Source organism: Allohoeflea poritis, assembly GCF_027889715.1.
In the GTDB taxonomy this organism is placed as follows: Bacteria; Pseudomonadota; Alphaproteobacteria; order Rhizobiales; family Rhizobiaceae; genus Hoeflea_A; species Hoeflea_A poritis.
In genome coordinates this window covers 71,249-98,225 of the sequence record NZ_JAPJZH010000010.1, presented here as the reverse complement: position 1 = coordinate 98,225, position 26,977 = coordinate 71,249, and the positions used below count along the sequence as shown (strand labels likewise).

Below are 26,977 nucleotides of genomic sequence, written 5' to 3'. Positions count from 1 at the left end.
CCAACGCAACTCCTATTCCAAATTCTGTATCTGCTCGCGGAACTGATCGATCAGCACCTTGAGCTCCAAGCCGACGGCAGTCACCGACGAGGCGTTGGACTTCGAACAGATCGTATTCGATTCCCGGTTAAATTCCTGCGCTAAAAAATCCAGTCTGCGGCCGACGGCGCCGCCCTCCTCGACAAGCGCGCGGCATGCGGCGACATGGGTGAACAGCCGGTCGATTTCTTCTCGGATATCGGCCTTGGCGGCAAGGATCGCGGCTTCCATGTGCAACCGGTCCTCATCAAGTTCGACACCCGTCTCAAGGAGCATCCTGACCTGCATGCCCAGCCTTTCGGCGATGCTGCCGGGTTCCGTCGACGGGTCTTCATCCGCCTTGCGCGCAAGCGTTTCAATCCCGTCGATCTGGCTTTTGATGAAGCTGCCGATTTTCTCGCCTTCCGCCTGGCGCATGGCGGCCAGCGCGGCTATGGCGCCATCAAGGCTCTCAAGTATGGCCGCGTGCTCCGCCGTAACGGTCCTGTCATCCGGCACGGGTTCGTTGAATTCCAGCACGCCGCGAATGTTGAGTATTCCGTCGATGCGCGGCGGTTCCGCATCGATTTCGTCGCCGAGCCGCTTGGCAAGCGCAAGCGCCGCATCGAGCACATCCTGATTGACGACGGCTTCGATCTGTTTCGTTTCGCGAACGGCGCTGAGCGTCACCTGAATGCTGCCGCGCCTGAATGCTGTCGAAAGCCTTTTCTTGATGTCCTGTTCCAGCCGCTCATAACCAGCCGGAACGCGAACGCGCGTATCCAGACCACGGCCGTTTACGCTCCGCAACTCCCATGTCCAGCGCAGCGCGCCAAGGTTACCGTCCTGATGGGCGTAGCCGGTCATCGATTGCAAGGTCATGCCAGCACCCTCCGGGCAGCCGCATGGCCGCCGCCGCGGCCGGTTCTACTCGGCCGCCTTTTCATCCTGCTTGGCGCGCTCGGCTTCGATCTGGCGCCAGCGGCGGACGTTGCGGTTGTGCTGTTCAAGCGTTTCGGCAAACACATGACCGCCTGTGCCATCCGCCACAAAGAACACATTATTCGTCTGGGAGGGATTAGCAACGGCTTCGAGCGCGGCCCGGCCGGGATTGGCGATCGGTGTCGGCGGCAGTCCGTCTATGACATAGGTGTTGTAGGGCGTCGGTTTTCTGATGTCGGATTGATAGATCGGCCGGTCGGAAGGTTTGCCCTTGCCGCCGAACAGACCGTAGATGATCGTCGGGTCGCTCTGCAGGCGCATTCCGCGTTCGATACGGTTCAAAAAGACCGAAGCGACCAGCGACCGCTCATCGGCCCTGCCCGTTTCCTTTTCAACAATGGAAGCCAGGGTGACGAATTCTTCCTTTGTCTTGATCGGCAGGCCGTCGCGGCGGTCCTCCCAGATCTCGTCGATCAGCGCAGTCTGCGCCGCGCGCATCTGATCTATGATATCCGCACGCGTCGTACCACGGGTAAATTTATAGGTTTCCGGACGCAGAGAACCTTCCGGCGGCAGTTCCTCGGGCAGATCGCCGGTCAGTTCCCCATTGGCCGACAAGCGAGAGAATATCTGCTCAACGGTCAGTCCCTCGGCAATGGTCACGGAGTGCAGGATCGACTTTCCGGACCGCAGCAGATCCATAACATCGCGCATCGACGCGCCGGCCTTGACCTCGTACTCGCCCGCTTTCAGCGAGTCGTCGGCCATATAGGCGGTGACCCCGAACTTGAAGATCGTGGCGCTTGAAATGACCTCGCGGCGCTGGAGCATGTTGGCGATCCAGTTCAGGCCTGCGCCTTCAGGCACCAGAACGTAGGTGTTGCGTTCCAGCGGCCCTTGTCCGTCGAACTGGATCTTGCCGAAATAAACGGCGCCGCCCGCCGCCAACATCAGAAAAACGACCAGGGACAGCATGAAATTAAGGAAGACCACGAACTGGCTGCGTGCCCGTTCCGACCGCTTGGGCGGCTGTGGCGCCTCTTCCGGCTTGAGCGCCTGTCTGGCGGATTGAGGAACTATCGGCCCGTTGGACCTGGAGCGTCCGAAGCCGCCCTGATCGTCAGACATATTGCCGTCACTCACAATCTATCCCCAATACCGGTAATCACCCATGTCAGACATGCCACTATGAACACGAATATGGCAACAGATGGCAGCCCGGTTCATATCCGAAATATTTTATCCGTCAAATCGCCGCAGTACCAGCGAGGCGTTCGTGCCGCCAAATCCGAATGAATTGGACAGCGCGACGTTGATCTCGCGCTCGCGGGCGACCTTCGGGACGAGGTCAATGGGAGTTTCGACCGACGGATTGTCCAGGTTCAGTGTCGGCGGTGCGACATTGTCCCGGATCGCCAGGAGCGAGAAGATCGCCTCGACAGCACCCGCCGCCCCGAGCAGGTGGCCAATGGCGGATTTCGTCGAAGACATGGACAGCCCCGGGGCGGCATCGCCGACGAGCCTCTCGACCGCCGCAAGTTCAATCGTATCGGCCATGGTCGATGTGCCGTGGGCGTTGATGTAGTCGATATCGTGTGCCGTCACGCCGGCGCGTTTCATGGCAGAGCGCATGCAGCGATAGGCGCCGTCCCCGTCCTCCGACGGTGCCGTAATATGGTAGGCATCGCCCGACAGGCCGTAGCCGATGACCTCGCCGTAGATCTTCGCACCGCGGGCCTTTGCGTGCTCCAGTTCCTCAAGAACAACGACACCGGCGCCCTCGCCCATGACGAAGCCGTCACGGGCCTCGTCATAGGGACGCGAGGCGCTCTTGGGATCGTCATTGTAACTCGTCGAAAGCGCCTTGCAGGCTGCAAAGCCGGCCATTGCGATACGGCAGATCGGCGATTCGGTACCGCCGGCGACCATGACTTCGGCATCACCGAGCATAATCAGGCGGCTGGCATCGCCGATGGCGTGTGCGCCTGTCGAGCAGGCTGTTACAACCGAGTGGTTCGGGCCGCGAAGATTGTGACGGATCGAGACCTGGCCGGCGGCGAGATTGATCAGCCGCCCGGGAATGAAGAACGGGGAAACCCTTCGCGGACCGCGCTCGCGCAGCGTATCGCCGGCGTCAATGATGCCTTGCAGTCCACCGATGCCGGAGCCGATCAAAACGCCGGTGGCGATCTGGTCCTCGTCGCTCTCCGGCTTCCAGCCCGAATCCTCAAGCGCCTGGTCTGCCGCGGCCATGGCATAGGTTATGAAGGGATCGACCTTACGCTGTTCCTTCGGTTCCATATAGTCGTCGGCATTGAACGTTCCGTCACTGCCGTCACCGACCGGAATGCGACAGGCAATCTTCGCTGCCAGATCCTCGGTCTCGAACTCGCGTATCCTGTCGGCCGCGTTGGCGCTGGCCAGCAGCCTTTTCCACGTCACCTCGGTACTGTTGCCGAGGGGGGAAACCATGCCGGTTCCCGTGATTACTACACGCCTCATGGTGTTCCCATCCTAATGCCTGCACTCGGCGTTATCTGCACTGCGAAACCTGGATGTATCCGAACATCGGCGAAACAGTGCCGCAACAATTATACAGCCCGGAAATTTCCCGGGCTGGCACGTATCGTTTTATGATCGAAAGTCCACAAGCCAAAACGGCAATGCGGGACTCATGCCGCCCCGCAGATTGAACTTAGTTTTGCGACTTTTCAATATATTTGACCGCATCGCCAACGGTCAGGATCGTGTCTGCGGCGTCGTCCGGGATCTCGACACCGAATTCTTCCTCGAACGCCATGACAAGTTCAACAGTGTCGAGAGAATCGGCACCCAGATCATCGATGAAGCTGGCGCCTTCCGTTACTTTCTCGGCGTCGACGCCAAGATGCTCGACAACAATATTCTTAACGCGTTCTGCGATATCGCTCATGTCGTTATCCTCGACCCTTATCCTTTTGCAATGCCTTGGATAGCGGCATGCAGTCACTCAATCAAGTTCAAGCGCCTTATAATCAGGCGCACATGCCCCGTCAAAAAACGGGCCTGTGGATTTCCCGGTTTGACCGGGCATGCCGCAACGCCAGCTGGCCGTTGTCAGCATTGGCTGCGGGCCTTATCACGGTTTATGTCAACCGCAAAGCCCGAATTTTCCGGTAAAGTGTCTTCGTCGGCCAAAGTTGCCGATAAACACCAAATTCCCCGGCTTACCGTGACAGCAGGCCCGGTTCAGATCATTGCCATGCCACCGTTGACGTGGATGGTCTGGCCCGTCACATAGGCCGCCTCATCGGACGCAAGATAGGACACCGCCGACGCGACTTCAGCGCCGGTTCCCATGCGGCGCATGGGAATGGCGTTCATGATGGCGTCCTTCTGCTTGTCGTTGAGCTTGTCGGTCATCGCCGATTCGATAAAGCCGGGCGCCACGCAATTGACCGTGACATTTCGCGTCGCGATCTCCTGGGCCAAAGATTTCGAGAAACCGATCATGCCCGCCTTTGCCGCGCAGTAGTTCGCCTGGCCGGGATTGCCGGTGACACCCACGACGGATGTGATGTTGATGATGCGGCCATGCCGCCGGCGCATCATCGGATGCGTCAGCTGGCGCGTCAGCTGGAAGACCGCCGTCAGATTGATGTCGATGACCGATTGCCAGTCCTCGTCCGACATCCGCACAAACAGCCCGTCCTTCGTGATGCCGGCATTGTTGACCAGGATCTCGACGCCCTCAAGCTCGGTCTCAGCCTTCTCGGCGAGCGCCTTGACGTCATCGGCATCGGCAAGATTGGCCGGGAATATGTGCGTATTGCCGCCGAGTTCGCCGGCAAGGCTTTCGAGCTTCTCAACGCGGGTTCCGTGAAGACCGACAATGGCGCCGTTTGCGTGCAGAACCCGTGCGATCGCCTCGCCTATGCCTCCGGATGCGCCGGTTATCAGTGCCTTGCGGCCAGTCAGTTCAAACATCTCAGTTCCTATGATTGAAATTGTATGAAGCTTGCAATCAACCCTGCAGGTAGGTCTCAATATCCTGTGGCGTATTGATGGCCTTGGCCGCAATCGACCGGTCGATACGGCGGGCCAGTCCCGTCAGGACCTTCCCGGCGCCGAGTTCACAGACCTCCGTTACGCCATTGGCGGCAAACCAGGATATGGTCTCGCGCCAACGGACGCGGCCGGTCACCTGCTTGACCAGCAACGCCTTGATCTCGGACGGATCGGTGACGGGGCCGGCAAGTACATTGGCAACCAGCGGCGCCACCGGCGTTTTGAAATCCACGGTCTCGAGCGCCTGACGCATGATATCGGCAGCCGGTTGCATGAGCTCAGAGTGAAACGGCGCTGAGACCGGCAGTAACAGCGCCCTGCGCGAGCCTTTCTCCCCGGCCAGGCCGGCAGCCCTTTCGACGTTGGCGCGCGAGCCGGAGATGACCAACTGGCCACCGCCATTGTCGTTGGCAATCTGGCACACGCCGTCCTGTGCGCATTCCGTGCATACGGCTTCCACATCGGCCTCATCAAGACCGATGATTGCTGCCATGGCCCCCTCGCCGACCGGAACGGCCTCCTGCATGGCGTTGCCGCGGACACGCAGCAGCCGCGCAGTATCCGCGACGGAAAGCGCGCCGGCTGCCGCCAGCGCCGAATATTCACCAAGTGAGTGTCCGGCCACGAACGCAACCTTTTCCGGAAGCGCCAGCCCGCCGGCCTCGAGCGCCCGCAATGCGGCAAGCGATACCGCCATCAGGGCCGGCTGCGCATTGGCGGTCAGGGTCAGTTCCTCCTCCGGCCCGTCCCACATCAGCGCGGACAGCTTTTCTCCGAGCGCATCGTCGACCTCGTCGAATACGGCACGGGCTTCGGGGAAGGCCTCGGCAAGGTCCCTGCCCATTCCGACGCTTTGGCTGCCCTGCCCCGGAAATGTGAAAGCAATGCTCATGCGAAAATCCCCATCTGCTTTGCCGCCTCTCACCACCGAACAGGCTGCAAGTCAAGTTTGCGACGCGCTTTACCGGACGCCGACGCTGTTTGCAAATGCGGGAAAGTGAAATCGGTGCGGCAGCGCGCAGCTTGTGAAACATATCAGGGCAAAGAAAAACGGGCGCAGATACTGCGCCCGTTCCGATCTGTCGGAGGGGTTTGTTGCCGGCAATCGCCTGGCGGGCCCGTCCTAAATGTCCCCCAGCAGGATGTCGCGTGCGGCCTTGTTGGCCTCCTTCATGCGCATCGCGGCGGCGATCTGACTGTCGTAACGGGCAATCAGTTCCTCGCCCTGCTGCTTGTGCTCGGCGCCGAGCTGCTTCAGCTCTTCGCGCGCCGCTTCGAGACCCTGCTCGTGGAACACGATGTCGTTGCGCACTTTGCTTTCGCGCTCGGTGAAGCTTTCTTCGAGAACCTGCTGCGCGGCTTCCCTCTCGGCTTCCATGCGCTCGATATCGGCGACAGCGTCGCGAATGGCCGCATCGTAAAGATTGACGGCGTGGTCGGACTTGCTGGTCGGCATGGTGCGATTTGTTGTCATCATGCGTTCGACGACGTCATTCAGGCTGCTGACAACCGCCTTTTCAGCGGTGTCGACCGGACGCCCTATATTCTCTGCGCGATCAACGGAGCGTGCCGCCCGGATCACGTTGCTGGTTGTAGACGTTGCGTTCATTCGTTGCTCTCCTCGGTGAATACTGGTCACCACCACATCACCAGTTTTTATTCTCACAGCACCTAGTTATCGGGAATTTATGAATCCGATCACATTCGGGCTTTCGGTTCTCGCCCTGGAAAATAGCTAATGAATATTTAACGCGCGATCAAATCGTTCGTTAAGTTAACGTTAATTTTTAGGTATACAGGCCAATGAAATAAATTTGAATAAAATTTTAAATTACAATGCTCTTTATATTTATTAATACTTGATCAGAAATCACACAAGCGGCGCCGACCTGACAATCAACAAATTTCATGGAGCCTTGGCAGGCAAGGCACGCTCATGCCTTCGCGCAAGTTGTACTTCGGTTCCGTACAACTGTTCAATTTTTGCGAAATATTTACTCAATACCCCATAATAGGAACGGCAAAGCAAATACGTTCGCCATGCGGCGGCGGCACCGGAATTACTTCGCCAATGACAGATATCGCCAAAAAAATAGTCATGATGATGGGTGAGCAGGGCGTTGCGGGCCTGCCGCGCAACTACGAACTCTTTTATGAATCTGTCACCGGCACCAACCAGGAACTGAGCAAGGAACTGGCCAGACTCGGCAATCGGATATCGCAGGAGGACCTGGACAAGCTGGGACGGCGCTACCTGGCCCATCATCACGGCCACGGCGTATTCGAGGAAGCGCAGACGCGTATTGCGAGGCAAATCAAGGAAGTTCTTGCCCTGTTGCGGGAAGAGCAGACGTCATTGCAAAACTACGGCAAGGTGCTTGGCGACACGACGGTCCGGATGGGCGAACCGCAGGGCAGAGACACCGTCCTTCTCACACAGATCGTCAATCTGCTGTCCGAGGCGACCCATTCGACATTGGATCACGGAAAGAAAGTCGCCGTCTCGATGAATGAGAAATCGGCGGAAATCAAGAAAATCAACAACGAACTCGAGCGCTACAAAAAACTTGCCAATACCGATCCGCTGACGAAACTTGCCAACCGGCGCGCCTTCGACTCCCATATCGCGGAAGTCCATGGCGACAAGAAAGGCGCCATGTATTCGAGCCTCATCTTTGCCGATATCGATCACTTCAAGCGCATCAACGACGCCTATGGCCACATTATCGGCGACAAGATCCTCTCCTATGTCGCCGGCATATTGAGCAAGACCTGCGGCGAAGAGGCCTTCGTCGCGCGTATCGGTGGCGAGGAATTTGCCATCGCGCACACGGATACCACGGAAAAAATGGCCTGCCAGGTTGCCGAGGAATTGCGCGCAGCGGTCGAAGACAAGAAATTCGTCAACAACAAATCCGGCGTCGATTACGGGCCTGTGACCTTGTCGCTCGGCGTGTGCATGGGCTCAGAAGCCGATGACGCGACCGATCTGTTCCGCAAGACGGACCAGGCGCTTTACGCCTCGAAGAACAGCGGCCGAAACCGTGTCACCCGCTTCTCCGAGATTCCGCCCGGCAACGGCAAGGCATTCAAGGACTGGCTTCTTTACCGCCGGCAGTAGACGCCCGCCTGTAGCGTCCCGCCCGTGATCGGCGCGAATTCTCTTGCATCGGCATGAAAATGGCGTATAAGCGCGCTGTTCGAAACGCCCGGTCATCTGGCTGGGGGCTGAACGGAGGGCCGCCATCCGGCGACAGGAAATAGAGATTTCCGGCCTCCCGTGTCTCCGCTCTCGACCGTCTCGTATCCAACGCCTTTCTTGAACGCCGCCGTGCGGCGAAAAGAGGGTTGTTGAGGCTTAGCCGCCGGAAGCCGTGGTGTCAGAACGATGTGTGACCAAGAAAGGCAAGCTTACCATGGCTCTATATGAACATGTTTTCCTTGCCCGGCAGGACGTATCCAGCCAGCAGGTCGAGGCCCTTGTCGAGCAGTTCAAGGGTATCCTCGAATCCAATGGCGGATCGGTCGGGCGTGTTGAAAACTGGGGACTGAAGTCCCTTTCCTACCGCATGAACAAGAACCGCAAGGCGCACTACACGCTGATGGACATCGATGCACCGGCCAATGCCGTGCAGGAGATGGAACGCCAGATGCGCATCAATGAGGACGTTCTGCGTTACATGACGATCCGCGTCGACGAGCACGAGGAAGGCCCGTCGGTCATGATGCAAAAGCGCGACCGCGATGACCGTCCGCGCCGCGGCGACCGCGATGACCGTCCGCGCCGTCCGCGCGAAGACCGCAAATAGGGAGCCCAGTCATGGTTGACATTAATCAGATTCCGACCCGGCGCCCGTTCCACCGCCGCCGCAAGACCTGTCCGTTTTCGGGCGCCAACGCGCCGAAGATCGATTACAAGGACGTGCGTCTCCTGCAGCGCTACATTTCCGAGCGCGGGAAGATCGTTCCGTCACGCATCACGGCCGTGAGCCAGAAGAAGCAGCGTGAGCTTGCGCGCGCCATCAAGCGCGCCCGCTTCCTCGGACTGCTTCCCTACCTCGTCAAGTAGGCACAGGTCCGCGAAGATCGCGGTCGGGAAAACCCGGCCGCTTCCCGCCGTGATGGGCACGGTGCGGCTCAATGAAAATCCCGAGTTGGGGTGAGCAGGCGGATTGTCCGCGACACCCCTAACTGCTTCGGCAAGCAGGACAGCGAAACCTATGAACAGCAGGACGCAATCATTGTTGGTGGGACTGGTCGGCGGCGTCGCCTCGGCCCTTCTTATCATGGGTCCGGGCAACCTTTCGCCCCTGTCCGTGCTGCTGTCTGCCTGTGCGGTACTGCCCATTCTGATTGCCGGTCTCGGCTGGTCGAACTTCGCTGGCGCCGTGTCTGTGATAACGGGCACCGTTATCATCGCAGCGGTCATATCGCCGCTCGGCGCGCTGATGGTCGCCGTCACAACACTGTTGCCCGCCGCGTGGATCGCACATCTGAGCAACCTTGCCCGTCCGGCGGAGGAGATCGGCGGGCCGCAAGGCAAGCTCGCATGGTACCCGCTGTCGGACATCATGCTGCACATTTGCGGCCTGGTGTCGCTCTCCCTGATCATTCTGGGCTACGCTGTCGGCTATGGCGAGGAACTCGTCCGGCCAGTCCTCGACGACGTCTTTACCATCCTCGCCGAACAGAACCCGCAGAGCCAGTTGGACGCGGAAGTCACCGCCGAGATGGTCACATTCATGACCCGTGTCCTGCCGGCGCTGCAATCGGCGATGTGGGTAATCATCCTTTTCACGACCTGGTATCTGGCCTGCGGCATCGTTCGCGTGTCCGGGCGCGGCAAACGTCCGGCCGATTTCATTCCGGCTGCGCTGCGCATGTCGCGGCTCGCCCTGCTGATCTTCGGCGCCGGACTTGCTCTGAGCTTCATCGGCGGCACGGCGGGTCTGATCGGGTCGGCCATTTCCGGCGCTTTCGCGGGCGGTTTCATGCTGGCCGGCCTTGCGATGCTTCATCACCGCACCGTGGGGCGGGCATGGCGGTTCGTGGCACTGTGGTTCTCCTATATGGCGATCTTCATCCTGTTTCCGCTGCCGTTGATCGTTTTCCTGTTCGCAGGCCTTTTCGATACGGCGCGAACGGCGCCGCTGTCGACCTCCGGCAACCCACCGGACGACCCCGGCGATTCATCGAACTCCAACAATCAAACGAACTGAAATTCACGAAAGGAAACCACAATGGATGTCATTCTTCTTGAACGCGTCGCCAAGCTTGGACAGATGGGCGATGTCGTCAAAGTCCGTGACGGCTTTGCGCGCAACTATCTTCTGCCGAAGGGAAAGGCGCTGCGTGCGAACGACGCCAACAAGGCGCGCTTCGAAAACGAGCGCTCGCAGCTTGAGGCCCGCAACCTCGAACGCCGCGGCGAAGCCCAGCAGGTGGCAGACAAGCTGGAGGGCAAGTCCTTCATCGTCGTGCGCGCTGCCGGGGAAACCGGCCAGCTCTACGGTTCGGTCGCTGCCCGCGACGTGGTCACCATCCTGGAAGAAGAGGGTTTTTCCGTCGGCCGCAGCCAGATCGAGCTGCGCACGCCGATCAAGGCGATCGGCATGCATGAAGTCATCATTTCCCTTCATGCCGAAGTCGAAGTGGCCATTCAGCTCAATGTCGCCCGCTCGGTCGATGAAGCCGAACGCCAGGCCAAGGGCGAGGATCTGACCTCGGCCGACGCGATATACGGCACCGAAGAAGCGGAAGAAGAGGTGAACGCGGAGGATCTCTTCGACGAGGGTGTCGAGTTCGAGACCGAGGAACTGGCAAACGAGGAAGCCGCGGAAGCCGAAGTTGAAGCGGAAGCGGAAGCGGAAGCGGAAGCTTCGGAAGAGGCCGAAGGCGATACGGCCGCCGAGGATGAAACCAAGGCCTGATCGAGAACCGATCCTGAGTAAAAGCCCGGCTGATGCGCCGGGCTTTTTCGTTTGCGAAGGTCGCTCAAGGCAGTCCGCCGAACCGACCGCCATGCCAAAGCCCCTTAAATCCGGGGGTTATAATTCTTGTTTTCCTCAGCAAAAACAACATACTGGACTATTTTGCAAAGGCTGCTACACTTTTCTGTCAGCGATGCAGCCTTCGCCTGTCCTTTGGTCGTTGAGGATTTTGATCGTGAACCGTTTTTTGAGCCACCTCGTGCGCCGGCTCATCAAGACCGGCGATCTGACAATCAAATTTGCCGACGGCAGTGACCTGCGCCTCGGCGATGGAACCGGCGAACCGGTCACTTTGCGGTTCAACAGCGCGCGGGCCGAACGGGCGGTCGCTCTCGATCCTAATCTCAAGCTCGGCGAATGCTATATGGACGGCGAGATCGACCTGCCCGATGGCGACATCTACCGTCTGCTGGAGATCCTCTTCAAGAACATTCAGCTGAACAGCACCGCACCGACAAAATGGGTGAAGCTGATCGAGCAGTTGCGGCGCATTCCCGCCCACCTGCTGGAGTGGAACACGCTCGGCCGGTCGCGCTCGAACGTGAAGCATCACTACGATCTGTCCGGCGAACTCTACGACCTGTTCCTGGATCCGGACCGCCAGTATTCCTGCGCCTATTTCGAGGATCCGTCGATGGATCTCGAGCAGGCGCAGATGGCAAAGAAGCGTCACATCGCTTCCAAGCTGATCATGGACCGCGAAGGCCTCAAGGTTCTCGACATCGGCTCGGGATGGGGCGGCATGGGCCTGCATCTGGCGCGTCAGTTCAATGCCAGGGTCACCGGCGTGACGCTGTCGGACGAACAGCACGCGGTTTCCAAGCAACGGGCGCGGGAAGACGGCTTTGCCGGCCAGGTCGAGTTCAAACTGCTCGATTACCGCAAGCTCGACCAGACCTTCAACCGCATCGTTTCGGTGGGCATGTTCGAGCATGTCGGACGCAGGCATTTCGGCACCTATTTCGATAAATGCGCCGAGATGCTGGCCGATGACGGGGTCATGCTGCTTCACACGATCGGCCAGTCGGAACCGCCGACGCCGACCAATCCGTTCATCAAGAAGCACATATTCCCGGGCGGCTACATTCCATCACTGTCCGAGATCGTCTTGGCGGTCGAGCGTTCCGGTCTCGTCATCACCGACGTGGAAGTGCTGCGGCTGCATTATGCGGAAACGCTCAAGGCCTGGCGGGCCCGTTTCCTGGAGAACTGGGACAAGGCCGCAGAGCTTTACGACGAACGGTTCTGCCGCATGTGGGACTTTTACCTCGCCTCCTGCGAGGCCGCGTTCCGCTGGCAGGATCTCGTCGTCTTCCAGCTCCAGCTCGCCCATCGGCCGGATGCCGTGCCGCTGACCCGCGACTATATCGGCCGAAGCGACCGTGCGCCGCACCGGGTAAAAAAGGCAAACGAATCGGCACGCAAGAAACGCGAGGCCAAAGCGAAGTAGTTTTCGCGGCCCGCAATTTGATTCCCGTTCGGAAGTCAAACAGAATCAGTTAAGATTCATTTTTCCACATTGTGTGTTGTGGACATTGAGCATGGCCGCGCGAATTACACACCGCGCTATGCAGCAGGCGTTATATCTGCCCGGCACGAAGAAGACCGTCACGTAACGAAGAAGAAGAACGAAATGAGCGATCCGGCGAGACCGATAGACGATGCAATCGGCAAGGAAGGCAGTGGACTTTATCGGGAAGCACCCGGAAACATAGAAGCCGAACAGGCCCTGCTCGGCGCTATCCTCGTCAACAACGACGCCTATTATCGCGTTTCGGACTTCCTGAAGCCCGGCCATCTGCACGAGCCGCTTCACCGCAAGATTTTCGAAGTGGCCGGCGACATCATCCGCATGGGCAAGACCGCCAATCCGGTGACCATCAAGACCTTCCTGCCGGCCGACGAGAAGGTCGGCGACATGACCGTGGCGCAATATCTCGCCCGTCTCGCCGCCGAGGCCGTCACCATTATCAACGCGGAAGACTATGGCCGCGCCATCTACGATCTTGCGCTGCGCCGCTCGCTGATCACCATCGGCGAGGACATGGTCAACATCGCCTATGACGCGCCGCTCGACATGCCGCCGCAGAACCAGATCGAGGACGCGGAGCGGCGGCTCTTCGAACTGGCGGAAACCGGGCGCTACGATGGCGGCTTCCAGGCATTCAACGACGCGGTGGCACTCGCCATCGATATGGCGGGGGCCGCCTATCAGCGCGACGGCGGGCTTTCCGGCATTTCGACCGGCATTACGTCGCTGGATGCGCGCATGGGCGGGCTGCAGCCCTCGGACCTTATCATCCTTGCCGGCCGGCCCGGCATGGGCAAGACGTCGCTGGCGACGAACATCGCCTACAACATCGCCAAGGCCTATCAGTCGGAAGTTCAGGCGGATGGCACCGCCAAGGCCGTCAATGGCGGCGTGGTCGGCTTCTACTCGCTCGAAATGTCGTCCGAGCAGCTGGCGACACGTATCATCTCGGAGCAGACCGAGATCTCCTCTTCCAAGATCCGCCGGGGCGAAATCACAGAAGCGGATTTCGAACTGCTCGTCGGCTGTTCCCAGGAAATGCAGAAGATTCCGTTCTATATCGACCAGACCGGCGGCATTTCGATCGCTCAGCTTGCGGCAAGGGCGCGGCGGCTCAAACGCCAGCGCGGGCTCGACCTTCTGGTCGTCGACTATGTCCAGCTGATGACCGGTTCAAAGAAGGCCGGCGACAACCGGGTCCAGGAAATCACCGAGATCACCACCGGACTGAAGGCGCTGGGCAAGGAACTCAACGTGCCAATCATCGCCTTGTCCCAGCTTTCGCGTCAGGTGGAGAACCGCGACGACAAGCGGCCGCAGCTCTCCGACCTCCGTGAATCCGGCTCCATCGAGCAGGATGCCGACGTCGTGCTGTTCGTCTACCGCGAAGAATATTACGTCAAGAACACCGAGCCGCGCCGCTCTCCGGAAGAGGTCGCCAACGACATCAAGACCGAGGAATATATGCGCTGGGAGGAGAAGATGACCAAGGTGCGCGGCATGGCGGACGTTATCATCGCCAAGCAGCGTCACGGCCCGACCGGAACCGTCACGCTCGGCTTCCAGGCGGAGTACACGCGCTTCTCCGACCTTGCGGATAACTCCTACCTGCAATACAGCCATGAGTGATTGCGTCAACGGAACAGACCGGCTCATTGAACGAACCGCACGACATCGCTGAATCGGATATCGACGAGGGCTTCGGCGCGCGCCTGACGATCGATCTGCAGGCGCTTGCCGATAATTGGCGAAAGATGCGCGAGCACTCGTCCCCTGCCCGCTGTTCGGCCGTCATCAAGGCCAACGGATACGGCCTTGGGGCCGAGCCGGTCGCAACGTCGCTCTATGACGCTGGCTGCCGCGATTTCTTCGTCGCCACGGCGCGCGAGGGTGCCGTCGTGCGCCAGCACGCGCCCGATGCCCGTATCTTCGTCATGAACTGCATCCTGCCTGGCATCGAAGAAACCTGCCGGGTTGCCGAACTGGTGCCGGTCCTTGCGTCGATGGAGCATGTGGCGCTGTGGACCCAGGCCTGCATCGACAATGGCGAGCACCCCTGCGCGTTGCAGGTGGACACCGGCATGAACCGGCTGGGCCTTTCAATCGACGAGGCGGCGGCGCTGGCCGACGACGTGACGCGTCCGCCCGGCTTCTCGCCGGTGCTTGTCATGAGCCATCTTGCCTGCGCGGACGAGCCGGAGCACCCGCTCAACGACCAGCAGCTCGCCGCGTTCCGAGATATCGCCGAAGCCTTCGGCGGCGTCGAGGCGAGCCTGGCCAACTCGGCGGGGATCATGCTCGGCGATGCGTACCGGTTTGACCTGACGCGTCCCGGCATCGCGCTGTTCGGCGGCGCCGTCGGCGACCACGTCCGCCCCCTGACCGACCCGGTGGTCTCGGCGGAGGCGCGGATCATCACCGTACGGGAAGCAAAGCGCGGCGAGACGGTCAGCTATGGCGGCACGATGACGCTGAGGCGCGACAGCCGCATCGCCATCTGCTCGATCGGTTACGCCGACGGCTATATGCGCGCCCTGTCAGGCACCGGCGTGACGCTGCGCGGCCACCACCCCGAAGGCGGCCACGGCTTTGCCTGCGGGCACAAACTGCCCGTTCTCGGACGGGTAACGATGGATATGACGGCATTCGATATTACCGACCTTCCGGCGGGCTCGCTGAAGGCCGGCGATTTCATCGAGCTGTTCGGGAAAAACGTTCCGCTGGACGATGTCGCTGCAACGGCCGGCACCATCGGCTACGAGCTTTTGACGCTGTTGGGTTCGCGCTATCGCAGGCACTACCTGCCGGCCGGGAAGAGCGGATAACGGGAGACAGCATGGCACGCGCCAAGGCCCAATTCGTCTGTCAGAACTGCGGCACCGTTCACTCGCGCTGGGCGGGCAAATGCGACGGATGCGGGGCGTGGAACACGCTGGTCGAGGAAAACGAGGCCGGCGGCATTGCCAGCGGCCCGGGCAAACCGCGCAGCAAGGGCAAGCCCGTTGCGCTCACTTCGCTCTCCGGCGATATCGAGGACGCACCGCGCATCAGGACCGGCATTTCCGAACTCGACCGGGTGACCGGCGGCGGTTTCGTGCGCGGATCGGCGCTGCTTGTCGGCGGCGATCCGGGCATCGGCAAGTCGACATTGCTGATGCAGGCGGCGGCGGCCCTTGCCCGCCAGGGCAATACCATCATCTATGTATCCGGCGAAGAGGCGGTGGCGCAGATCCGGCTGCGGGCGCAGCGCCTCGGCGCCGCCGATACCGACGTCAAGCTCGCCGCCGAGACCAATGTCGAGGATATCCTGGCGACCCTTGCGCAGGAAAAGCGGCCGGACCTCGTCATTATCGACTCCATCCAGACGCTATGGAGCGATGTCGCCGAATCGGCACCGGGCACAGTCACGCAGGTGCGCACCGGCGCGCAGGCGATGATCCGGTTCGCCAAGAAAACGGGCGCCGCCGTGGTGCTGGTCGGGCATGTCACAAAGGAAGGCCAGATCGCAGGACCGCGCGTCGTCGAGCACATGGTCGACGCGGTGCTCTATTTCGAGGGCGATCGTGGCCACCACTACCGCATCCTGCGCACGGTCAAGAACCGCTTCGGCCCGACCGATGAAATCGGCGTGTTCGAGATGTCCGATGGCGGGCTCGGCGAGGTCGCCAATCCTTCGGAGCTGTTTCTCGGCGAACGCAACGACAAGGCGCCCGGCGCGTCGGTGTTTGCCGGCATGGAGGGCACGCGCCCCGTCCTCGTCGAGGTCCAGGCACTGGTGGCGCCCTCGCCGCTCGGCACACCCCGGCGCGCGGTCGTCGGCTGGGATTCGGCGCGCCTTTCGATGATCCTGGCCGTGCTCGAAGCCCATTGCGGCGTGCGCCTCGGCCAACACGACGTCTATCTCAATGTTGCAGGCGGTTACAGGATTTCAGAGCCGGCCGCGGACCTTGCCGTCGCTTCTGCACTGGTTTCATCACTTGCCGGTCTTGCTCTTCCTGCGGATTGCGTCTATTTCGGCGAGATCAGCCTGTCTGGCGCCGTGCGGCCCGTCGCGCACACCGCGCAGCGCCTTAAAGAAGCTGAGAAATTGGGTTTCGGACAAGCCGTGTTGCCGAAAGGATCATCGGACATGCCGAAGAACGCCAGTGGGACTTGGAATACGGTCGATGCTCTGGCCGATCTTGTTGTGAAGATTGCCGGCTCCAAAGCCCGGCTAACGCAAGGCGAAGACGAATAGAAATATGGTAGGCCGGCCCGTTCTATCCGGCATCCCCGAGGTTCAGTCACAATGCCAATCACCATACTTGATGGAATACTCATCGGCGTCACCCTGTTTTCAGCGGTTCTTGCGATGGTCCGCGGCTTTTCGCGCGAGGTGCTTTCGGTTGCATCCTGGATCGCGGCGGCGGCAGCCGCCTATTACTTCTATCCGCTGCTCGTGCCCTATATTCTCGAATATACCGAGCGCGAAACCATTGCGATGGTGGTCTCCGCCGGCATCATCTTCCTCGTGGCGCTGATCGTCGTGTCGGTTCTGACCATGCGGATCGCGGATTTCGTCATCGACAGCCGCATCGGCGCGCTCGACCGCACACTCGGCTTCGTATTCGGCGCCGCGCGCGGTATACTGCTTGTCGCCGTGGCCATGCTGTTTTTCAACTGGCTCGTCGCCGGACCGCAGCAGCCGACCTGGGTGGCGGATGCGAAATCGAAGCCACTGCTCGATTCCATCGGCGAGCAGCTCGTCAACATCCTGCCGGAGGACGCGGACGCGACCATCCTGGACCGGCTTAAAGGCTTGGGCGGCGAAAACGCAGGCAGCGATCAGGAGGCCCGTCTCCGTGACAGAGTTCACCAGCACCGATCTTGACGGTGAAGCCGACGCCTTTCGCGACGAATGCGGCGTCTTCGGGATTTTCGGCAAGGCCGACGCTTCGGCAGTCGTCACGCTCGGCCTGCATGCGCTCCAGCATCGCGGACAGGAAGCCGCCGGCATCGTCTCTTATGACGGCAGCCAGTTCTCGGTCGAACGCCATGTCGGGCTGATCGGCGATACCTTCACGAAGCCTTCGGTTCTGGCGCGCCTGCCGGGCAGCCGGGCCATCGGCCATACCCGCTATTCGACCACCGGCGGCGAAGGCCTGCGCAATGTGCAACCGTTCTTTGCCGAGTTCGCCGGCGGCGGGTTCGCCATCTCGCACAATGGCAACATTACCAACGCGCTGACCAAGCAGCGGGAGTTGCAGAAGCGCGGCGCGATCTTCTCGTCGACATCCGACACCGAGACGCTGCTCCACCTTATCGCCATGAGCGAGCGGGAATTGTTCATCGACAAGTTCATCGATGCCGTCACACAGCTCGAGGGTGCCTTCTCGCTGGTCGGCCTGTCGGGCAAGAAGATGATCGGCGCGCGCGATCCGCTCGGCATCCGCCCGCTCGTGCTCGGCGATCTCGACGGCGCCTATATCCTGGCATCCGAAACATGCGCGCTCGACATTATCGGCGCACATTACGTACGCGACCTCAAACCGGGCGAAGTGCTGGTCATTACCAATGAAGGCTTGCGCAGCTATTTCCCCTGGGGAGAACTGAAGCCACGCTTCTGCATCTTCGAATATGTCTATTTCGCCCGTCCGGATTCAAATCTCGAAGGCCGGAACGTCTACGAGACCCGGAAGATGATCGGCGAACAGCTTGCCAGGGAAAGCCCGGTCGATGCGGACATGGTGGTACCGGTGCCGGATTCAGGAACGCCGGCGGCCATCGGCTTTGCGCAACAGGCTGGCCTTCCCTTCGATCTCGGCATCATCCGCAACCATTATGTTGGGCGTACCTTCATCCAGCCGACCGCCTCGATCCGCCATATGGGCGTCAAGCTGAAGCACAACGCCAACCGCAAGGCGATCGAGGGCAAACGCGTCGTGCTGGTCGACGATTCCATCGTGCGCGGCACGACATCGCAGAAAATCGTGCAGATGGTGCGCGATGCGGGCGCCGCGGAAGTGCATATGCGCATTGCATCGCCGCCAACGGCGGCGTCCTGTTTCTACGGCGTCGATACGCCGGAGACGTCGAAACTTCTCGCCTCGCGCATGTCGATCGAGGACATGAGGGACTATATCAAGGTCGATTCCCTCGCCTTCCTGTCCATCGACGGTCTCTACCGGGCTGTCAGCGAGCCCGGACGCGACAATGCCTGCCCGCAATTCTGCGACGCCTGCTTTACAGGCGACTACCCGACCGCCCTGACGGACCGGGACGGCACGGAGACCACACGCACCCTCTCTTTGCTCGCCAAACACGGATAGTTGGAATGTTAGACCTAAACGGCCGCATCGCGCTGGTGACCGGCGCATCGCGCGGCATCGGCTATTTCACCGCATTGGAACTGGCCCGTGCCGGCGCACATGTCATTGCCGTCGCCCGAACCGTGGGCGGGCTGGAAGAGCTCGACGATGCCATAGGCGAAGCGGGCGGTACGGCAACGCTGGTGCCCCAGGACCTGATGGACATGAAAGCCATCGACAAGCTGGGCGCCGCGATCAACGAGCGCTGGCAGAAGCTCGACATCCTTGTCGCCAATTCCGGCATCCTCGGGCCGCTCTCGCCCGTCGGCCATTTCGAGGCCAGGGCCTTCGAGAAGGTGATGACCAAGAATGTGACCTCAACCTGGCGGGTCATCCGCTCGGTCGAGCCGCTGCTTCAGAAATCCGACGCGGGAAGAGCGATCATCCTTTCATCAGGCGCCGCGCATAATTGCCGGGCGTTCTGGGGCGCCTATGCGGCGAGCAAGGCGGCGCTGGAGGCACTCGCGCGCTGTTGGGCAGCGGAAACCGCCAACACGCCGTTGAAGGTCAATTGCGTTAATCCCGGCCGCACCCGCACCGCCATGCGGGCGCTTGCCATGCCGGGCGAGGATCCGATGACCGTGCCGCACCCGTCGGAGGTCGCCGCCAAAATCGTCAAGCTTGCCGATCCGGCGCTGCAGGAAACCGGCATGCTCTACGATGTTCCTGACGACCGCTGGAAGCATTTCCGGCACCCGGAGTGAGGCGCCCTATTTATTCGTTCTGGCCCTTACAGCCGGGACCATGAACTCCTCGATGATCCTGACCGGCAGCTTCCAGGCATCCGGCCGATTGTAGTTGCCGGCAAAGACCGCGACGATCAGATCGTGTTCCGGCTGCACCGTCAGACGCTGGCCGCCATTGCCGAAACCCGCTACCCAGCTTGGCGGATCGCCCCAGGATGCCAGCCACCACTGGTATCCGTAGCGCAACTGGTTGAGCTCGGCGCGCGGCTTGAAGGACTCCCGCAGCCATTCCCGGGAAACGACACGCGTGCCATTGTAGACGCCGTCATCAAGGATGAGTTGTCCGATTTTGACGAGATCCGGGAGGGCCAGCCTCAGTCCCGACGCCGCCGAGGGAACGCCGCCCCTGCCCCTGACCCACTCGAAATTCTCGATGCCGAGCGGCTCGAACAGCTTTTGGCGGGCATATTGATCAATCGGCATGCCCGCCCCGTCGGCGATCAATTTGGCAATAATGGCCGTCGCACCGCCGTTATAGCGCCATTCCTCTCCAGGGTCGGCGACCATCGGCCGATCAAGAACGAAGCGGTAACGGTCAGGCGCATTTTCCATGGCGATCTCGCTGTTGCGCGGGTCGGTGTAGGGAAGATCCTCGTTCCACTCGGTACCCATTCTCATGGACAGCGCGTGCTGAACCAATATCCGGTCACGTTGCGGGTCGCCTGCCAGATCGGCATATTGCGGAAATTGCGCGATCAGCGGCGCGTCGACCGGCGGTACGATCCCCTCATCCAGCGCAATCCCGTAAAGCAGACCGACAACGGACTTGGTAACAGAACGCAGATCGTGAAGCGTCGCCGCGCCGTGTTCGACATCGGGCAGCGGTGTTCCCCACCGCTCGTCATTGCCGTCAAAATAGGCTTCGGCGATCACATCGCCCTTGTGAACGATAAGGACCCCATGCAGGCCAACCAGTTCTCCCGCAGCGTGCGCTTGTTTCAGCTTGCGGTCCAATTCGGTATCGGCAGCGGTTCCGGTCGATGACAGGGCCGCCAGGAACAGCGCACCGACGGCGAACAGGTCTGCCAGATATTTTCGCATTTCGAACTCCCATTCAGTGCGGCCCCGTTTCGATGGCCCGACATCAACGCCTGCGGAGCGTAAAAACACGCCGCGTCAGCTTTATGAATTTTGTTCATATTATTTTACGTCATATTCTTGTTTGATATATATTGAGTGACTATATGCTCATCAAAAATATCATTGCGCCCTGATCCAGCCGGCTGACCGGTGCGTATCGGGAGGACGCAGAGCAAGGGATATGCTCATGAACGTACGCACAGTATGCTTGGCCATTCTGCAGTTTTCGGACGCCACCGGTTACGAGATCAAGAAGATGTCGACCGAGGAGCGTTTCTCCTATTTTGTCGACGCCAGTTTCGGCTCGATTTACCCTGCGCTCTCGCGGCTGCAGGATGATGGCTGCGTTACCGTGCGCGAAGAGTATGAATCGGGCAAGCCACCGCGAAAAATCTATTCGATTACCGACAAGGGACGCGCGGAGCTGATTGAATCGCTCCAGGTGCTGCCGCGGCCGGACACGTTCAAATCCGAGTTCCTGCTGATTGCGCTTTGCGCCGGGCTTCTGGATGGTGAGACGATTACGCGCGCTATAGACAAAAGAATCAAAGACTTAAGATCTGATCTTGAGATGTTCGATGAGGCCGAAACCTGTGCGGAAAGCGGCCCGCCGGGCTTGGGATGGGTGGCCGAATACGGCCGCTGCGTGCACGAGGCCAGCCTCAAATATCTTTTGGAAAACAGGGACAAGCTGGAAGCGCTGACGCGGGCTCCCAACCCCGCCAGCGAAGCGGCTGAATAGAACGACGACAGGAGAGCCAGATCATGGCATTTCGCATCAAGGGATCTCACATTGCCGCACTGGTCATAGCGGGCGCGGTCATAGGGTGGATGGGCACCGGCAACATTGTCGTCGGCGGCCAGGCCAATTCGGCCAATGCGACTCCACCGCCTGCCGAAAGGCAGAGCAATGAAGACGCGCTGTTCAAGGTCCGCTATGTGACCGTCAATCCGGAAGTGCGTCCGGATGTCCTGCTCGTGCGCGGACGCACCCAGGCCGATGCCATCGTTCCGGTGCGCGCCGAAACAGGAGGCACGATCGAAAAACGCCTTGTATCGAAGGGTGACCGTGTCGAGGCCGGCGAGCTTGTCTGCCAGCTTGACCGCGGCGTGCGTGAACGCGCCGTCGACCGGGCGCTCGCGGCCCATGACCAGGCGGTGTTCGATTATGAGGGTGCCGTTGCGCTGCGTGAGAAGGGTTTTGCCTCCGAAACGCGCCTGAAAGCGCTGAAGGCGGCGATGGACAGTGCATCGGCGACGCTGGACGAGGCGCGCCACGAGCTTTCCTATACCGACATCACCGCAACGGCCAGCGGCGTCGTTCAGGACCCGATTGCCGAGGTTGGCGACAACCTGTCCAGCGGCGATGTCTGCGTTACGCTGATCAATACCGATCCGATGCTGTTTGTCGGTCAGGTTTCCGAACGTCAGATCGGCCGTATCGATGTCGGTGATGGCGTGGTTGTCCAGCCAATTACCGGCGAAACCGTGACGGGCAATATCCGCTACATCGCACCGTCGGCCGATGCGGCGACGCGCACATTCCTCATCGAGGTCGAAATGCCCAATCCGGGCAATGTCCTGCGTGACGGTGTGACCGCCGCTGCGCAAATCGAACTGGACGGTGCCGAAGCCTACCGGATCAAGCCCTCCTGGCTGACCCTCAGCGACGATGGCTCCATCGGCGTGCGGGTGGTCGAGGAAAACGACGCAGTGGCGTTCAGGCCGCTCAACATTGTCGCCCACACACAGGAAACGATGTGGGTGACCGGACTGGAGCCGGGCACCAAGGTCATTTCGGTCGGCCAGGATTATGTGACCGCCGGCCAGACAGTCGAGCCTGTCGCGGCCGATATCGCCGCAAATACGAGCAAGGATGACGTCCGCTCATGACTTCCGCGCTTCAAACCATAATCTCACGGCCGAAGACCGTCCTCACATTGATGGTCTTCATGATCGCTGCGGGCATCATGTCCTATATCAGCGTTCCGAAAGAAGCCAATCCGGACATTGACGTGCCGATCTACTATGTGTCGATCGGTCAGCAGGGCATTTCCCCGCGCGATGCAGAGCGCCTTCTTATCAGACCGATGGAGACCTCGCTTCGAGGCATTGACGGGCTGAAGGAACTGACGGCGATCGCCTCCGAGGGCCATGCCGGCATCGTTCTGGAATTCAATATCGAGACAGACAGCGACCAGGTGCTCGCCGACGTGCGCGACAAGGTCGACGAGGCCAAGGCCGAACTGCCCGACGAGGCGGACGAGCCGACGATCACGGAAACCAACTTCGCCCTGCAGCCGACAATCATTGTGACGCTTTCGGGCGACGTTCCCGAACGCACGCTGACGACGCATGCGCGCCGGCTCAAGGACGAGATCGAGGCCATATCATCGGTGCGCGAGGCGAGTCTTGGCGGCAACCGCGAGGAGCTGCTCGAGGTCGTGCTCGATCTGATGAAGATGGAATCCTACGACATCACGCAGGACGAGCTTCTCAATGCGCTGACACAGAACAACCAGCTCGTCGCCGCCGGCTTCATCGACGATGGAAACGGCCGCTTCAACGTCAAGGTTCCGGGCCTCGTCGAAACGGCGCAGGATGTCTACGAGATCCCGATCAAGCAGAGCGGTGAAGGCGTTGTGACGCTTGGCGAAGTGGCGGAGATCCGGCGGACCTACAAGGACCCCTCCGCCTTCACGCGCGTCAACGGCCAGCCGGCCATCGCCATCGAGGTGACCAAGCGCATCGGCACCAACATCATCGAGAACAACGATGAAGTACGGGCCGTCGTGCAGGACTTTACCAAGGACTGGCCGCAATCGATCAAGGTGAACTACCTTCTCGATCAGTCGAGCTTCATCTTCGAGGTTCTGGGATCGCTGCAATCGTCGATCATGACCGCCATCGTTCTGGTCATGATTTCGGTCGTCGGAACCCTCGGCGTTCGCTCCGGCCTGCTGGTCGGCCTCGCTATTCCGGGCTCCTTCATGCTCGCCTTCCTGATCCTGGCCGGCCTCGGCATGACGGTCAACATGATGGTCATGTTCGGCATGGTTCTGACGGTCGGCATGCTCGTCGACGGTGCCATCGTCGTCACCGAGTATGCGGACCGGAAGATCTCGGAAGGCATGAACGCAGCGGACGCCTACAAGCGCGCATCGAAACTGATGTTCTGGCCGGTCGTTTCCTCGACTGCCACGACGCTTGCCGCCTTCCTTCCGTTGCTTCTGTGGCCGGGCGTTCCGGGCGAGTTCATGAGCTATCTGCCCAGGATGGTCATCATCGTCCTGACTGCATCGCTGTTGACGGCTCTGGTTTTCCTGCCCGTGACGGGCACCGCTTTCGCGCGGATCGCTGCGTTCGCGGCAAGGAACTCGCAAAGGACAACCGGACTGTTCGTCGGCGCGATTGCCGGTGTGTTCGCCTATGCGGCGCCGCTGGCGGGCCTTGATGCATCGCTTCGTCTGGGCGGTGCCCTTGGGACGGCTTTGCTCGCCTTTGCACTGAGCTACTACGCCACCGGCTTCATCAACTCGCGTCGCGAGAGCAAGCCGGCCGAAGAAGACCAGGCCGACGAAGTGGCGCTGATGCTTTCGTCCCGTGCCGAGCTTGACGTCAAGAAGGTTCCGGGCATCACCGGCGGTTATCTGCGCTTCCTGCGCTACGCTGCCGGCACGCTTTGGGGCAACATCCTCGTCATCGTGGTCATTCTGGGCATGACTGTTGCAAGCTTCATGTTCTTTGCCGCTAACAACAAGGGCGTCGAGTTCTTCGTCGATGAAGAACCGGATGTCGCCATTGTGATGGTCTCCGCACGCGGCAACATGTCCGCAGCTGAAATCCGCGATCTGGTCGGCGAAGTGGAAGCCGAGGTACTGCAGGTGCAGGGCATCGACAATGTCGTGATGTCCGCATCGGCGGCCGGCGGCGGCGGCCCGGATGTGCTGGGTGGCGTCCAGGACAAGCCGGCGGATGTCGTCGGCGAACTGCAGATCGAACTGGCGGACTACTGCTGCCGGCGCAAGGCCGTCGAGATCTTCGAGGACATTCGCCAACGCACTGCAGACATGGCCGGCATCAAGGTCGAAGTCCGAAAGATCGAGGGCGGACCGCCCACGGGCAAGGACCTGCAGCTTGAAGTCAAATCGACCGACTATGACACCATGGTCGCTGCCGTGGACCGCATCCGCGCATTCGTCGACACCGTCGATATCCTTTCCGACCAGGAAGACGGCCGTCCCCTGCCCGGCATCGAATGGCAGATCGACGTCGACCGCGAACAGGCGGGCCGTTACAATGCCGGCATCGTCGGCGTGGGATCGATGGTCCAGCTCGTCACCAATGGCGTGCTGATCGGCACATACCGTCCCAACGATTCCGAGGACGAGGTCGATATTCGCGTGCGCTTGCCGGAGGATCAGCGGACCCTCGACCAGTTCGAGCTGCTGAAGCTGCGGACCGCCAATGGCCAGGTGCCGCTGTCCAACTTCATCGAGCGCACCCCGCAGCCGAAAGTTTCGTCGATCACACGGCGCGACGGACTCTATGCGATGGACGTCAAGGCAAGTGTTGCCGACGGAGCGACGGTCGATGGTCGGGCGGCGACGCCGGATGACGCTGTGCGCGAGGTTCAGGCCTGGCTAGACACGCAGGAATGGCCGGAGAACGTCTTCCTCAAATTCCGCGGCGCGGATGAAGAGCAGCAGGAATCGAGCGCCTTTCTTGGCCGCGCGGCGATCGCCGCCCTGTTCATGATGTTCATCATTCTGCTGACCCAGTTCAACTCGTTCTACCAGACGGTTCTGACGCTCTCGACCGTCATATTGGCGGTGTCGGGTGTCCTGGTCGGTATGGCCGTGACCGGACAGCGTTTCTCGATCATCATGACAGGAACCGGGATCGTCGCGCTGGCGGGTATCGTGGTGAACAATGCGATCGTCTTGATCGACACGTTCAACCGCATGCGGGCCGAGGGCGTGACGGACATTCGCCAGGCGGCCTTGAAGACCGCCGCCCAGCGGCTGCGTCCGATCATGCTGACGACGATCACGACGATCCTCGGCCTCATTCCGATGGCACTGCAGATCAACATGAACTTCTTCACCCAGACGATCTCCGTCGGCGGCATCACCTCGATCTGGTGGGTCCAGCTTTCGACGGCGATCATCTTCGGCCTGGCGTTCTCGACCATGCTGACGCTGGTCCTGATCCCGTCAATGCTGGCGCTTCCGACCAATGTTCGGGATCTGTGGGGCGGCAAGGCGAAACGCGTCGAAGACGGCACCCGGGCGGAGCCCGAAGGCTCCGAAAACAAGACCGTGGCAGCCGATGACGAGGAACAGCACAAACGGGCGGACAATGACGATCTGCCGGTTACGCGACCCGACGCGGCCGAATAGGCCTCCGACAAAAAGGCACTGCCCCGCGGCGGTGCCTTTTTTCTTTGCGCGGCGGCTGCCGCGATCCATTTATCCGTTGTGAAAACGCGCATGGACATTAGGATCGCATCTCATGAGCGCTGAGCACGATCCTTTCACACATCATCCCGAGTTGCGCGGCAAGATCGTCGATCCAGCGGACTCCTTTTTCCGGAACTTCAAACCTTCCGATTTCGACGGACGCATGAAGGCGCTCGGCCTGCCGCCGCACTGGCGGCTGAGCGATGAAGAGCGCGAGGCGATGCGCAAACGCGTTCTCGCGGATCGGCCCGAGGGCGACCTGTGGGTTTTCGCCTACGGTTCGCTCATGTGGGATCCGGGCTTCAAATTCGTCGAGGTCCGCAAGGCGCATGTTGACGGCTATGCACGCTCGTTCTGCCTGAAGGATGAGCTGGGCGCGCGGGGCACCCGCGACGCACCGGGCCTGATGGCGGCGCTTGACCGGGGAACCGGCTGCACGGGGCTGGCCTTCCGCATTGACGGCGCCTGCGTCGAGGAGGAGACGGCCATCCTGTGGCGCCGCGAAATGGCGACCGGTGTCTATATCGCCACCTTCGTGGAGGCGGTTTCCGAGGTGGGGCCCCTGCCGGCCGTCACTTTCGTCGCAAATCATGAGGCCAGCCGCATCCGCAGCGACCTGACCCGAGATGAGCAGGTGCGCTATATCGCAACCGGCGCAGGCGTTCTCGGCTCAAGCCTTGAATATGTCGAGAACCTCGCAGAGCACCTGACCGCGCTCGATATCGAGGACGCCGAAGTGTTCTCGCTTCTGGCGGCAGCACGCGATCACAACGCGCAAGAGCGTCACGGTTGACCCGGCCCCTGCGGCCGCTCC

At 60.8% G+C, this 26,977-nt stretch carries 25 protein-coding genes; 17 read left to right on the top strand and 8 right to left on the bottom strand.

All coding sequences use genetic code 11. The annotated features are described in order from the left end of the window. Window positions 1-12: 12 nt before the first annotated feature. The 4 genes from OOZ53_RS16470 to OOZ53_RS16455 form a co-directional block, all read right to left on the bottom strand. Window positions 13-900, bottom strand: coding sequence for a YicC/YloC family endoribonuclease (locus OOZ53_RS16470; protein ID WP_271090761.1), 888 nt, complete (start codon window positions 898-900; stop codon window positions 13-15). Between the two features lie 45 nt (window positions 901-945). Next, a complete protein-coding gene (gene mltG / locus OOZ53_RS16465; RefSeq protein ID WP_425499166.1) occupies window positions 946-2,103 on the bottom strand; it encodes an endolytic transglycosylase MltG in 1,158 nt (385 codons plus the stop codon). Window positions 2,104-2,199: 96 nt separating this feature from the next. Continuing rightward, complete coding sequence (fabF, locus tag OOZ53_RS16460) at window positions 2,200-3,462, bottom strand: beta-ketoacyl-ACP synthase II (RefSeq protein ID WP_271090760.1); 1,263 nt, start codon at window positions 3,460-3,462, stop codon at window positions 2,200-2,202. A gap of 193 nt (window positions 3,463-3,655) precedes the next feature. Next, on the bottom strand, window positions 3,656-3,892 hold the full coding sequence (locus OOZ53_RS16455; protein ID WP_136658704.1) for an acyl carrier protein: 237 nt from the start codon (window positions 3,890-3,892) through the stop codon (window positions 3,656-3,658). A 47-nt stretch (window positions 3,893-3,939) separates the two neighbouring features. Between OOZ53_RS16455 and OOZ53_RS16450 the strand changes: the two genes are divergently transcribed. Continuing rightward, entirely contained in the window at window positions 3,940-4,119 is a 180-nt protein-coding gene (locus OOZ53_RS16450) for a hypothetical protein (RefSeq protein WP_271090759.1), read from the top strand. 69 nt (window positions 4,120-4,188) lie between these two features. On the opposite strand, the gene fabG is transcribed toward OOZ53_RS16450, so the two are convergent. The 3 genes from fabG to OOZ53_RS16435 form a co-directional block, all read right to left on the bottom strand. Beyond that, complete coding sequence (gene fabG, locus OOZ53_RS16445; RefSeq protein ID WP_271090758.1) at window positions 4,189-4,926, bottom strand: 3-oxoacyl-[acyl-carrier-protein] reductase; 738 nt, start codon at window positions 4,924-4,926, stop codon at window positions 4,189-4,191. Between the two features lie 37 nt (window positions 4,927-4,963). Beyond that, window positions 4,964-5,899: an ACP S-malonyltransferase gene (fabD, locus tag OOZ53_RS16440; RefSeq protein ID WP_271090757.1), complete on the bottom strand. Its 936-nt coding sequence runs from the start codon at window positions 5,897-5,899 to the stop codon at window positions 4,964-4,966. A 231-nt stretch (window positions 5,900-6,130) separates the two neighbouring features. Continuing rightward, window positions 6,131-6,616: a hypothetical protein gene (locus OOZ53_RS16435; RefSeq protein WP_271090756.1), complete on the bottom strand. Its 486-nt coding sequence runs from the start codon at window positions 6,614-6,616 to the stop codon at window positions 6,131-6,133. A gap of 462 nt (window positions 6,617-7,078) precedes the next feature. On the opposite strand from OOZ53_RS16435, the gene OOZ53_RS16430 reads away from it, so the two are divergent. The 12 genes from OOZ53_RS16430 to OOZ53_RS16375 all read left to right on the top strand — a co-directional run bounded on the left by OOZ53_RS16430 (window position 7,079) and on the right by OOZ53_RS16375 (window position 19,579). Further along, a complete protein-coding gene (locus OOZ53_RS16430; protein WP_271090755.1) occupies window positions 7,079-8,128 on the top strand; it encodes a GGDEF domain-containing protein in 1,050 nt (349 codons plus the stop codon). A 295-nt stretch (window positions 8,129-8,423) separates the two neighbouring features. Beyond that, window positions 8,424-8,816 carry a 30S ribosomal protein S6 gene (gene rpsF, locus OOZ53_RS16425; protein ID WP_271090754.1) on the top strand — a complete coding sequence of 131 codons (393 nt, stop codon included), beginning with the start codon at window positions 8,424-8,426 and terminating at the stop codon, window positions 8,814-8,816. An 11-nt stretch (window positions 8,817-8,827) separates the two neighbouring features. Continuing rightward, entirely contained in the window at window positions 8,828-9,076 is a 249-nt protein-coding gene (gene rpsR, locus OOZ53_RS16420) for a 30S ribosomal protein S18 (RefSeq protein WP_136658698.1), read from the top strand. Between the two features lie 151 nt (window positions 9,077-9,227). After that, window positions 9,228-10,226, top strand: coding sequence for a YybS family protein (locus OOZ53_RS16415; RefSeq protein WP_271090752.1), 999 nt, complete (start codon window positions 9,228-9,230; stop codon window positions 10,224-10,226). Between the two features lie 21 nt (window positions 10,227-10,247). Further along, window positions 10,248-10,937, top strand: a complete 690-nt coding sequence (gene rplI / locus OOZ53_RS16410) for a 50S ribosomal protein L9 (protein WP_271090751.1) — start codon at window positions 10,248-10,250, stop codon at window positions 10,935-10,937. Between the two features lie 193 nt (window positions 10,938-11,130). Then, entirely contained in the window at window positions 11,131-12,447 is a 1,317-nt protein-coding gene (locus OOZ53_RS16405) for a cyclopropane fatty acid synthase (protein ID WP_425499165.1), read from the top strand. Between the two features lie 183 nt (window positions 12,448-12,630). Beyond that, window positions 12,631-14,157: a replicative DNA helicase gene (locus tag OOZ53_RS16400; protein ID WP_271090749.1), complete on the top strand. Its 1,527-nt coding sequence runs from the start codon at window positions 12,631-12,633 to the stop codon at window positions 14,155-14,157. A gap of 26 nt (window positions 14,158-14,183) precedes the next feature. Further along, entirely contained in the window at window positions 14,184-15,353 is a 1,170-nt protein-coding gene (gene alr, locus OOZ53_RS16395; RefSeq protein WP_271090748.1) for an alanine racemase, read from the top strand. A gap of 11 nt (window positions 15,354-15,364) precedes the next feature. Continuing rightward, window positions 15,365-16,765 carry a DNA repair protein RadA gene (gene radA / locus OOZ53_RS16390; protein WP_271090747.1) on the top strand — a complete coding sequence of 467 codons (1,401 nt, stop codon included), beginning with the start codon at window positions 15,365-15,367 and terminating at the stop codon, window positions 16,763-16,765. Window positions 16,766-16,816: 51 nt separating this feature from the next. Then, window positions 16,817-17,398, top strand: a complete 582-nt coding sequence (locus OOZ53_RS16385) for a CvpA family protein (protein ID WP_271090746.1) — start codon at window positions 16,817-16,819, stop codon at window positions 17,396-17,398. Beyond that, complete coding sequence (purF, locus tag OOZ53_RS16380) at window positions 17,370-18,836, top strand: amidophosphoribosyltransferase (protein WP_271090745.1); 1,467 nt, start codon at window positions 17,370-17,372, stop codon at window positions 18,834-18,836. Before OOZ53_RS16385 ends, purF begins: the two co-directional genes overlap by 29 nt. A gap of 5 nt (window positions 18,837-18,841) precedes the next feature. Beyond that, window positions 18,842-19,579 (top strand): SDR family NAD(P)-dependent oxidoreductase, encoded by a 738-nt coding sequence (locus OOZ53_RS16375; protein WP_271090744.1) that lies wholly within the window; start codon window positions 18,842-18,844, stop codon window positions 19,577-19,579. A 6-nt stretch (window positions 19,580-19,585) separates the two neighbouring features. Here the strand turns inward: OOZ53_RS16375 and OOZ53_RS16370 are convergent, their stop codons facing one another. Then, window positions 19,586-20,662 carry a serine hydrolase domain-containing protein gene (locus OOZ53_RS16370; protein WP_271090743.1) on the bottom strand — a complete coding sequence of 359 codons (1,077 nt, stop codon included), beginning with the start codon at window positions 20,660-20,662 and terminating at the stop codon, window positions 19,586-19,588. A gap of 226 nt (window positions 20,663-20,888) precedes the next feature. Between OOZ53_RS16370 and OOZ53_RS16365 the strand changes: the two genes are divergently transcribed. From OOZ53_RS16365 to OOZ53_RS16350, 4 genes are all read left to right on the top strand, one after another. Then, complete coding sequence (locus OOZ53_RS16365) at window positions 20,889-21,443, top strand: PadR family transcriptional regulator (protein WP_271090742.1); 555 nt, start codon at window positions 20,889-20,891, stop codon at window positions 21,441-21,443. Window positions 21,444-21,466: 23 nt separating this feature from the next. Further along, window positions 21,467-22,594, top strand: coding sequence for an efflux RND transporter periplasmic adaptor subunit (locus OOZ53_RS16360; protein ID WP_271090741.1), 1,128 nt, complete (start codon window positions 21,467-21,469; stop codon window positions 22,592-22,594). After that, window positions 22,591-26,103, top strand: coding sequence for an efflux RND transporter permease subunit (locus tag OOZ53_RS16355; RefSeq protein WP_271090740.1), 3,513 nt, complete (start codon window positions 22,591-22,593; stop codon window positions 26,101-26,103). The genes OOZ53_RS16360 and OOZ53_RS16355 overlap by 4 nt, the downstream gene beginning before the upstream one ends. Window positions 26,104-26,215: 112 nt before the next feature. After that, window positions 26,216-26,956 carry a gamma-glutamylcyclotransferase gene (locus OOZ53_RS16350; RefSeq protein WP_271090739.1) on the top strand — a complete coding sequence of 247 codons (741 nt, stop codon included), beginning with the start codon at window positions 26,216-26,218 and terminating at the stop codon, window positions 26,954-26,956. The last annotated feature ends 21 nt before the right edge of the window (window positions 26,957-26,977 follow it).

Excerpts from the sequence above, each read along its gene's own strand:
- OOZ53_RS16350 (WP_271090739.1), top strand. The coding sequence starts at position 26,216 with ATGAGCGCTGAGCACGATCCTTTCACACATCATCCCGAGTTGCGCGGC.
- fabF (WP_271090760.1), bottom strand. The coding sequence starts at position 3,462 with ATGAGGCGTGTAGTAATCACGGGAACCGGCATGGTTTCCCCCCTCGGC.
- OOZ53_RS16435 (WP_271090756.1), bottom strand. The coding sequence starts at position 6,616 with ATGAACGCAACGTCTACAACCAGCAACGTGATCCGGGCGGCACGCTCC.
- OOZ53_RS16385 (WP_271090746.1), top strand. The coding sequence starts at position 16,817 with ATGCCAATCACCATACTTGATGGAATACTCATCGGCGTCACCCTGTTT.
- radA (WP_271090747.1), top strand. The coding sequence starts at position 15,365 with ATGGCACGCGCCAAGGCCCAATTCGTCTGTCAGAACTGCGGCACCGTT.
- OOZ53_RS16415 (WP_271090752.1), top strand. The coding sequence starts at position 9,228 with ATGAACAGCAGGACGCAATCATTGTTGGTGGGACTGGTCGGCGGCGTC.
- OOZ53_RS16400 (WP_271090749.1), top strand. The coding sequence starts at position 12,631 with ATGAGCGATCCGGCGAGACCGATAGACGATGCAATCGGCAAGGAAGGC.
- rpsR (WP_136658698.1), top strand. The coding sequence starts at position 8,828 with ATGGTTGACATTAATCAGATTCCGACCCGGCGCCCGTTCCACCGCCGC.
- OOZ53_RS16450 (WP_271090759.1), top strand. The coding sequence starts at position 3,940 with ATGCAGTCACTCAATCAAGTTCAAGCGCCTTATAATCAGGCGCACATG.
- OOZ53_RS16405 (WP_425499165.1), top strand. The coding sequence starts at position 11,131 with ATGCAGCCTTCGCCTGTCCTTTGGTCGTTGAGGATTTTGATCGTGAAC.
- fabD (WP_271090757.1), bottom strand. The coding sequence starts at position 5,899 with ATGAGCATTGCTTTCACATTTCCGGGGCAGGGCAGCCAAAGCGTCGGA.
- rpsF (WP_271090754.1), top strand. The coding sequence starts at position 8,424 with ATGGCTCTATATGAACATGTTTTCCTTGCCCGGCAGGACGTATCCAGC.
- OOZ53_RS16370 (WP_271090743.1), bottom strand. The coding sequence starts at position 20,662 with ATGCGAAAATATCTGGCAGACCTGTTCGCCGTCGGTGCGCTGTTCCTG.
- OOZ53_RS16355 (WP_271090740.1), top strand. The coding sequence starts at position 22,591 with ATGACTTCCGCGCTTCAAACCATAATCTCACGGCCGAAGACCGTCCTC.
- rplI (WP_271090751.1), top strand. The coding sequence starts at position 10,248 with ATGGATGTCATTCTTCTTGAACGCGTCGCCAAGCTTGGACAGATGGGC.
- OOZ53_RS16375 (WP_271090744.1), top strand. The coding sequence starts at position 18,842 with ATGTTAGACCTAAACGGCCGCATCGCGCTGGTGACCGGCGCATCGCGC.
- OOZ53_RS16430 (WP_271090755.1), top strand. The coding sequence starts at position 7,079 with ATGACAGATATCGCCAAAAAAATAGTCATGATGATGGGTGAGCAGGGC.
- OOZ53_RS16365 (WP_271090742.1), top strand. The coding sequence starts at position 20,889 with ATGAACGTACGCACAGTATGCTTGGCCATTCTGCAGTTTTCGGACGCC.
- OOZ53_RS16470 (WP_271090761.1), bottom strand. The coding sequence starts at position 900 with ATGACCTTGCAATCGATGACCGGCTACGCCCATCAGGACGGTAACCTT.
- OOZ53_RS16360 (WP_271090741.1), top strand. The coding sequence starts at position 21,467 with ATGGCATTTCGCATCAAGGGATCTCACATTGCCGCACTGGTCATAGCG.
- fabG (WP_271090758.1), bottom strand. The coding sequence starts at position 4,926 with ATGTTTGAACTGACTGGCCGCAAGGCACTGATAACCGGCGCATCCGGA.
- OOZ53_RS16455 (WP_136658704.1), bottom strand. The coding sequence starts at position 3,892 with ATGAGCGATATCGCAGAACGCGTTAAGAATATTGTTGTCGAGCATCTT.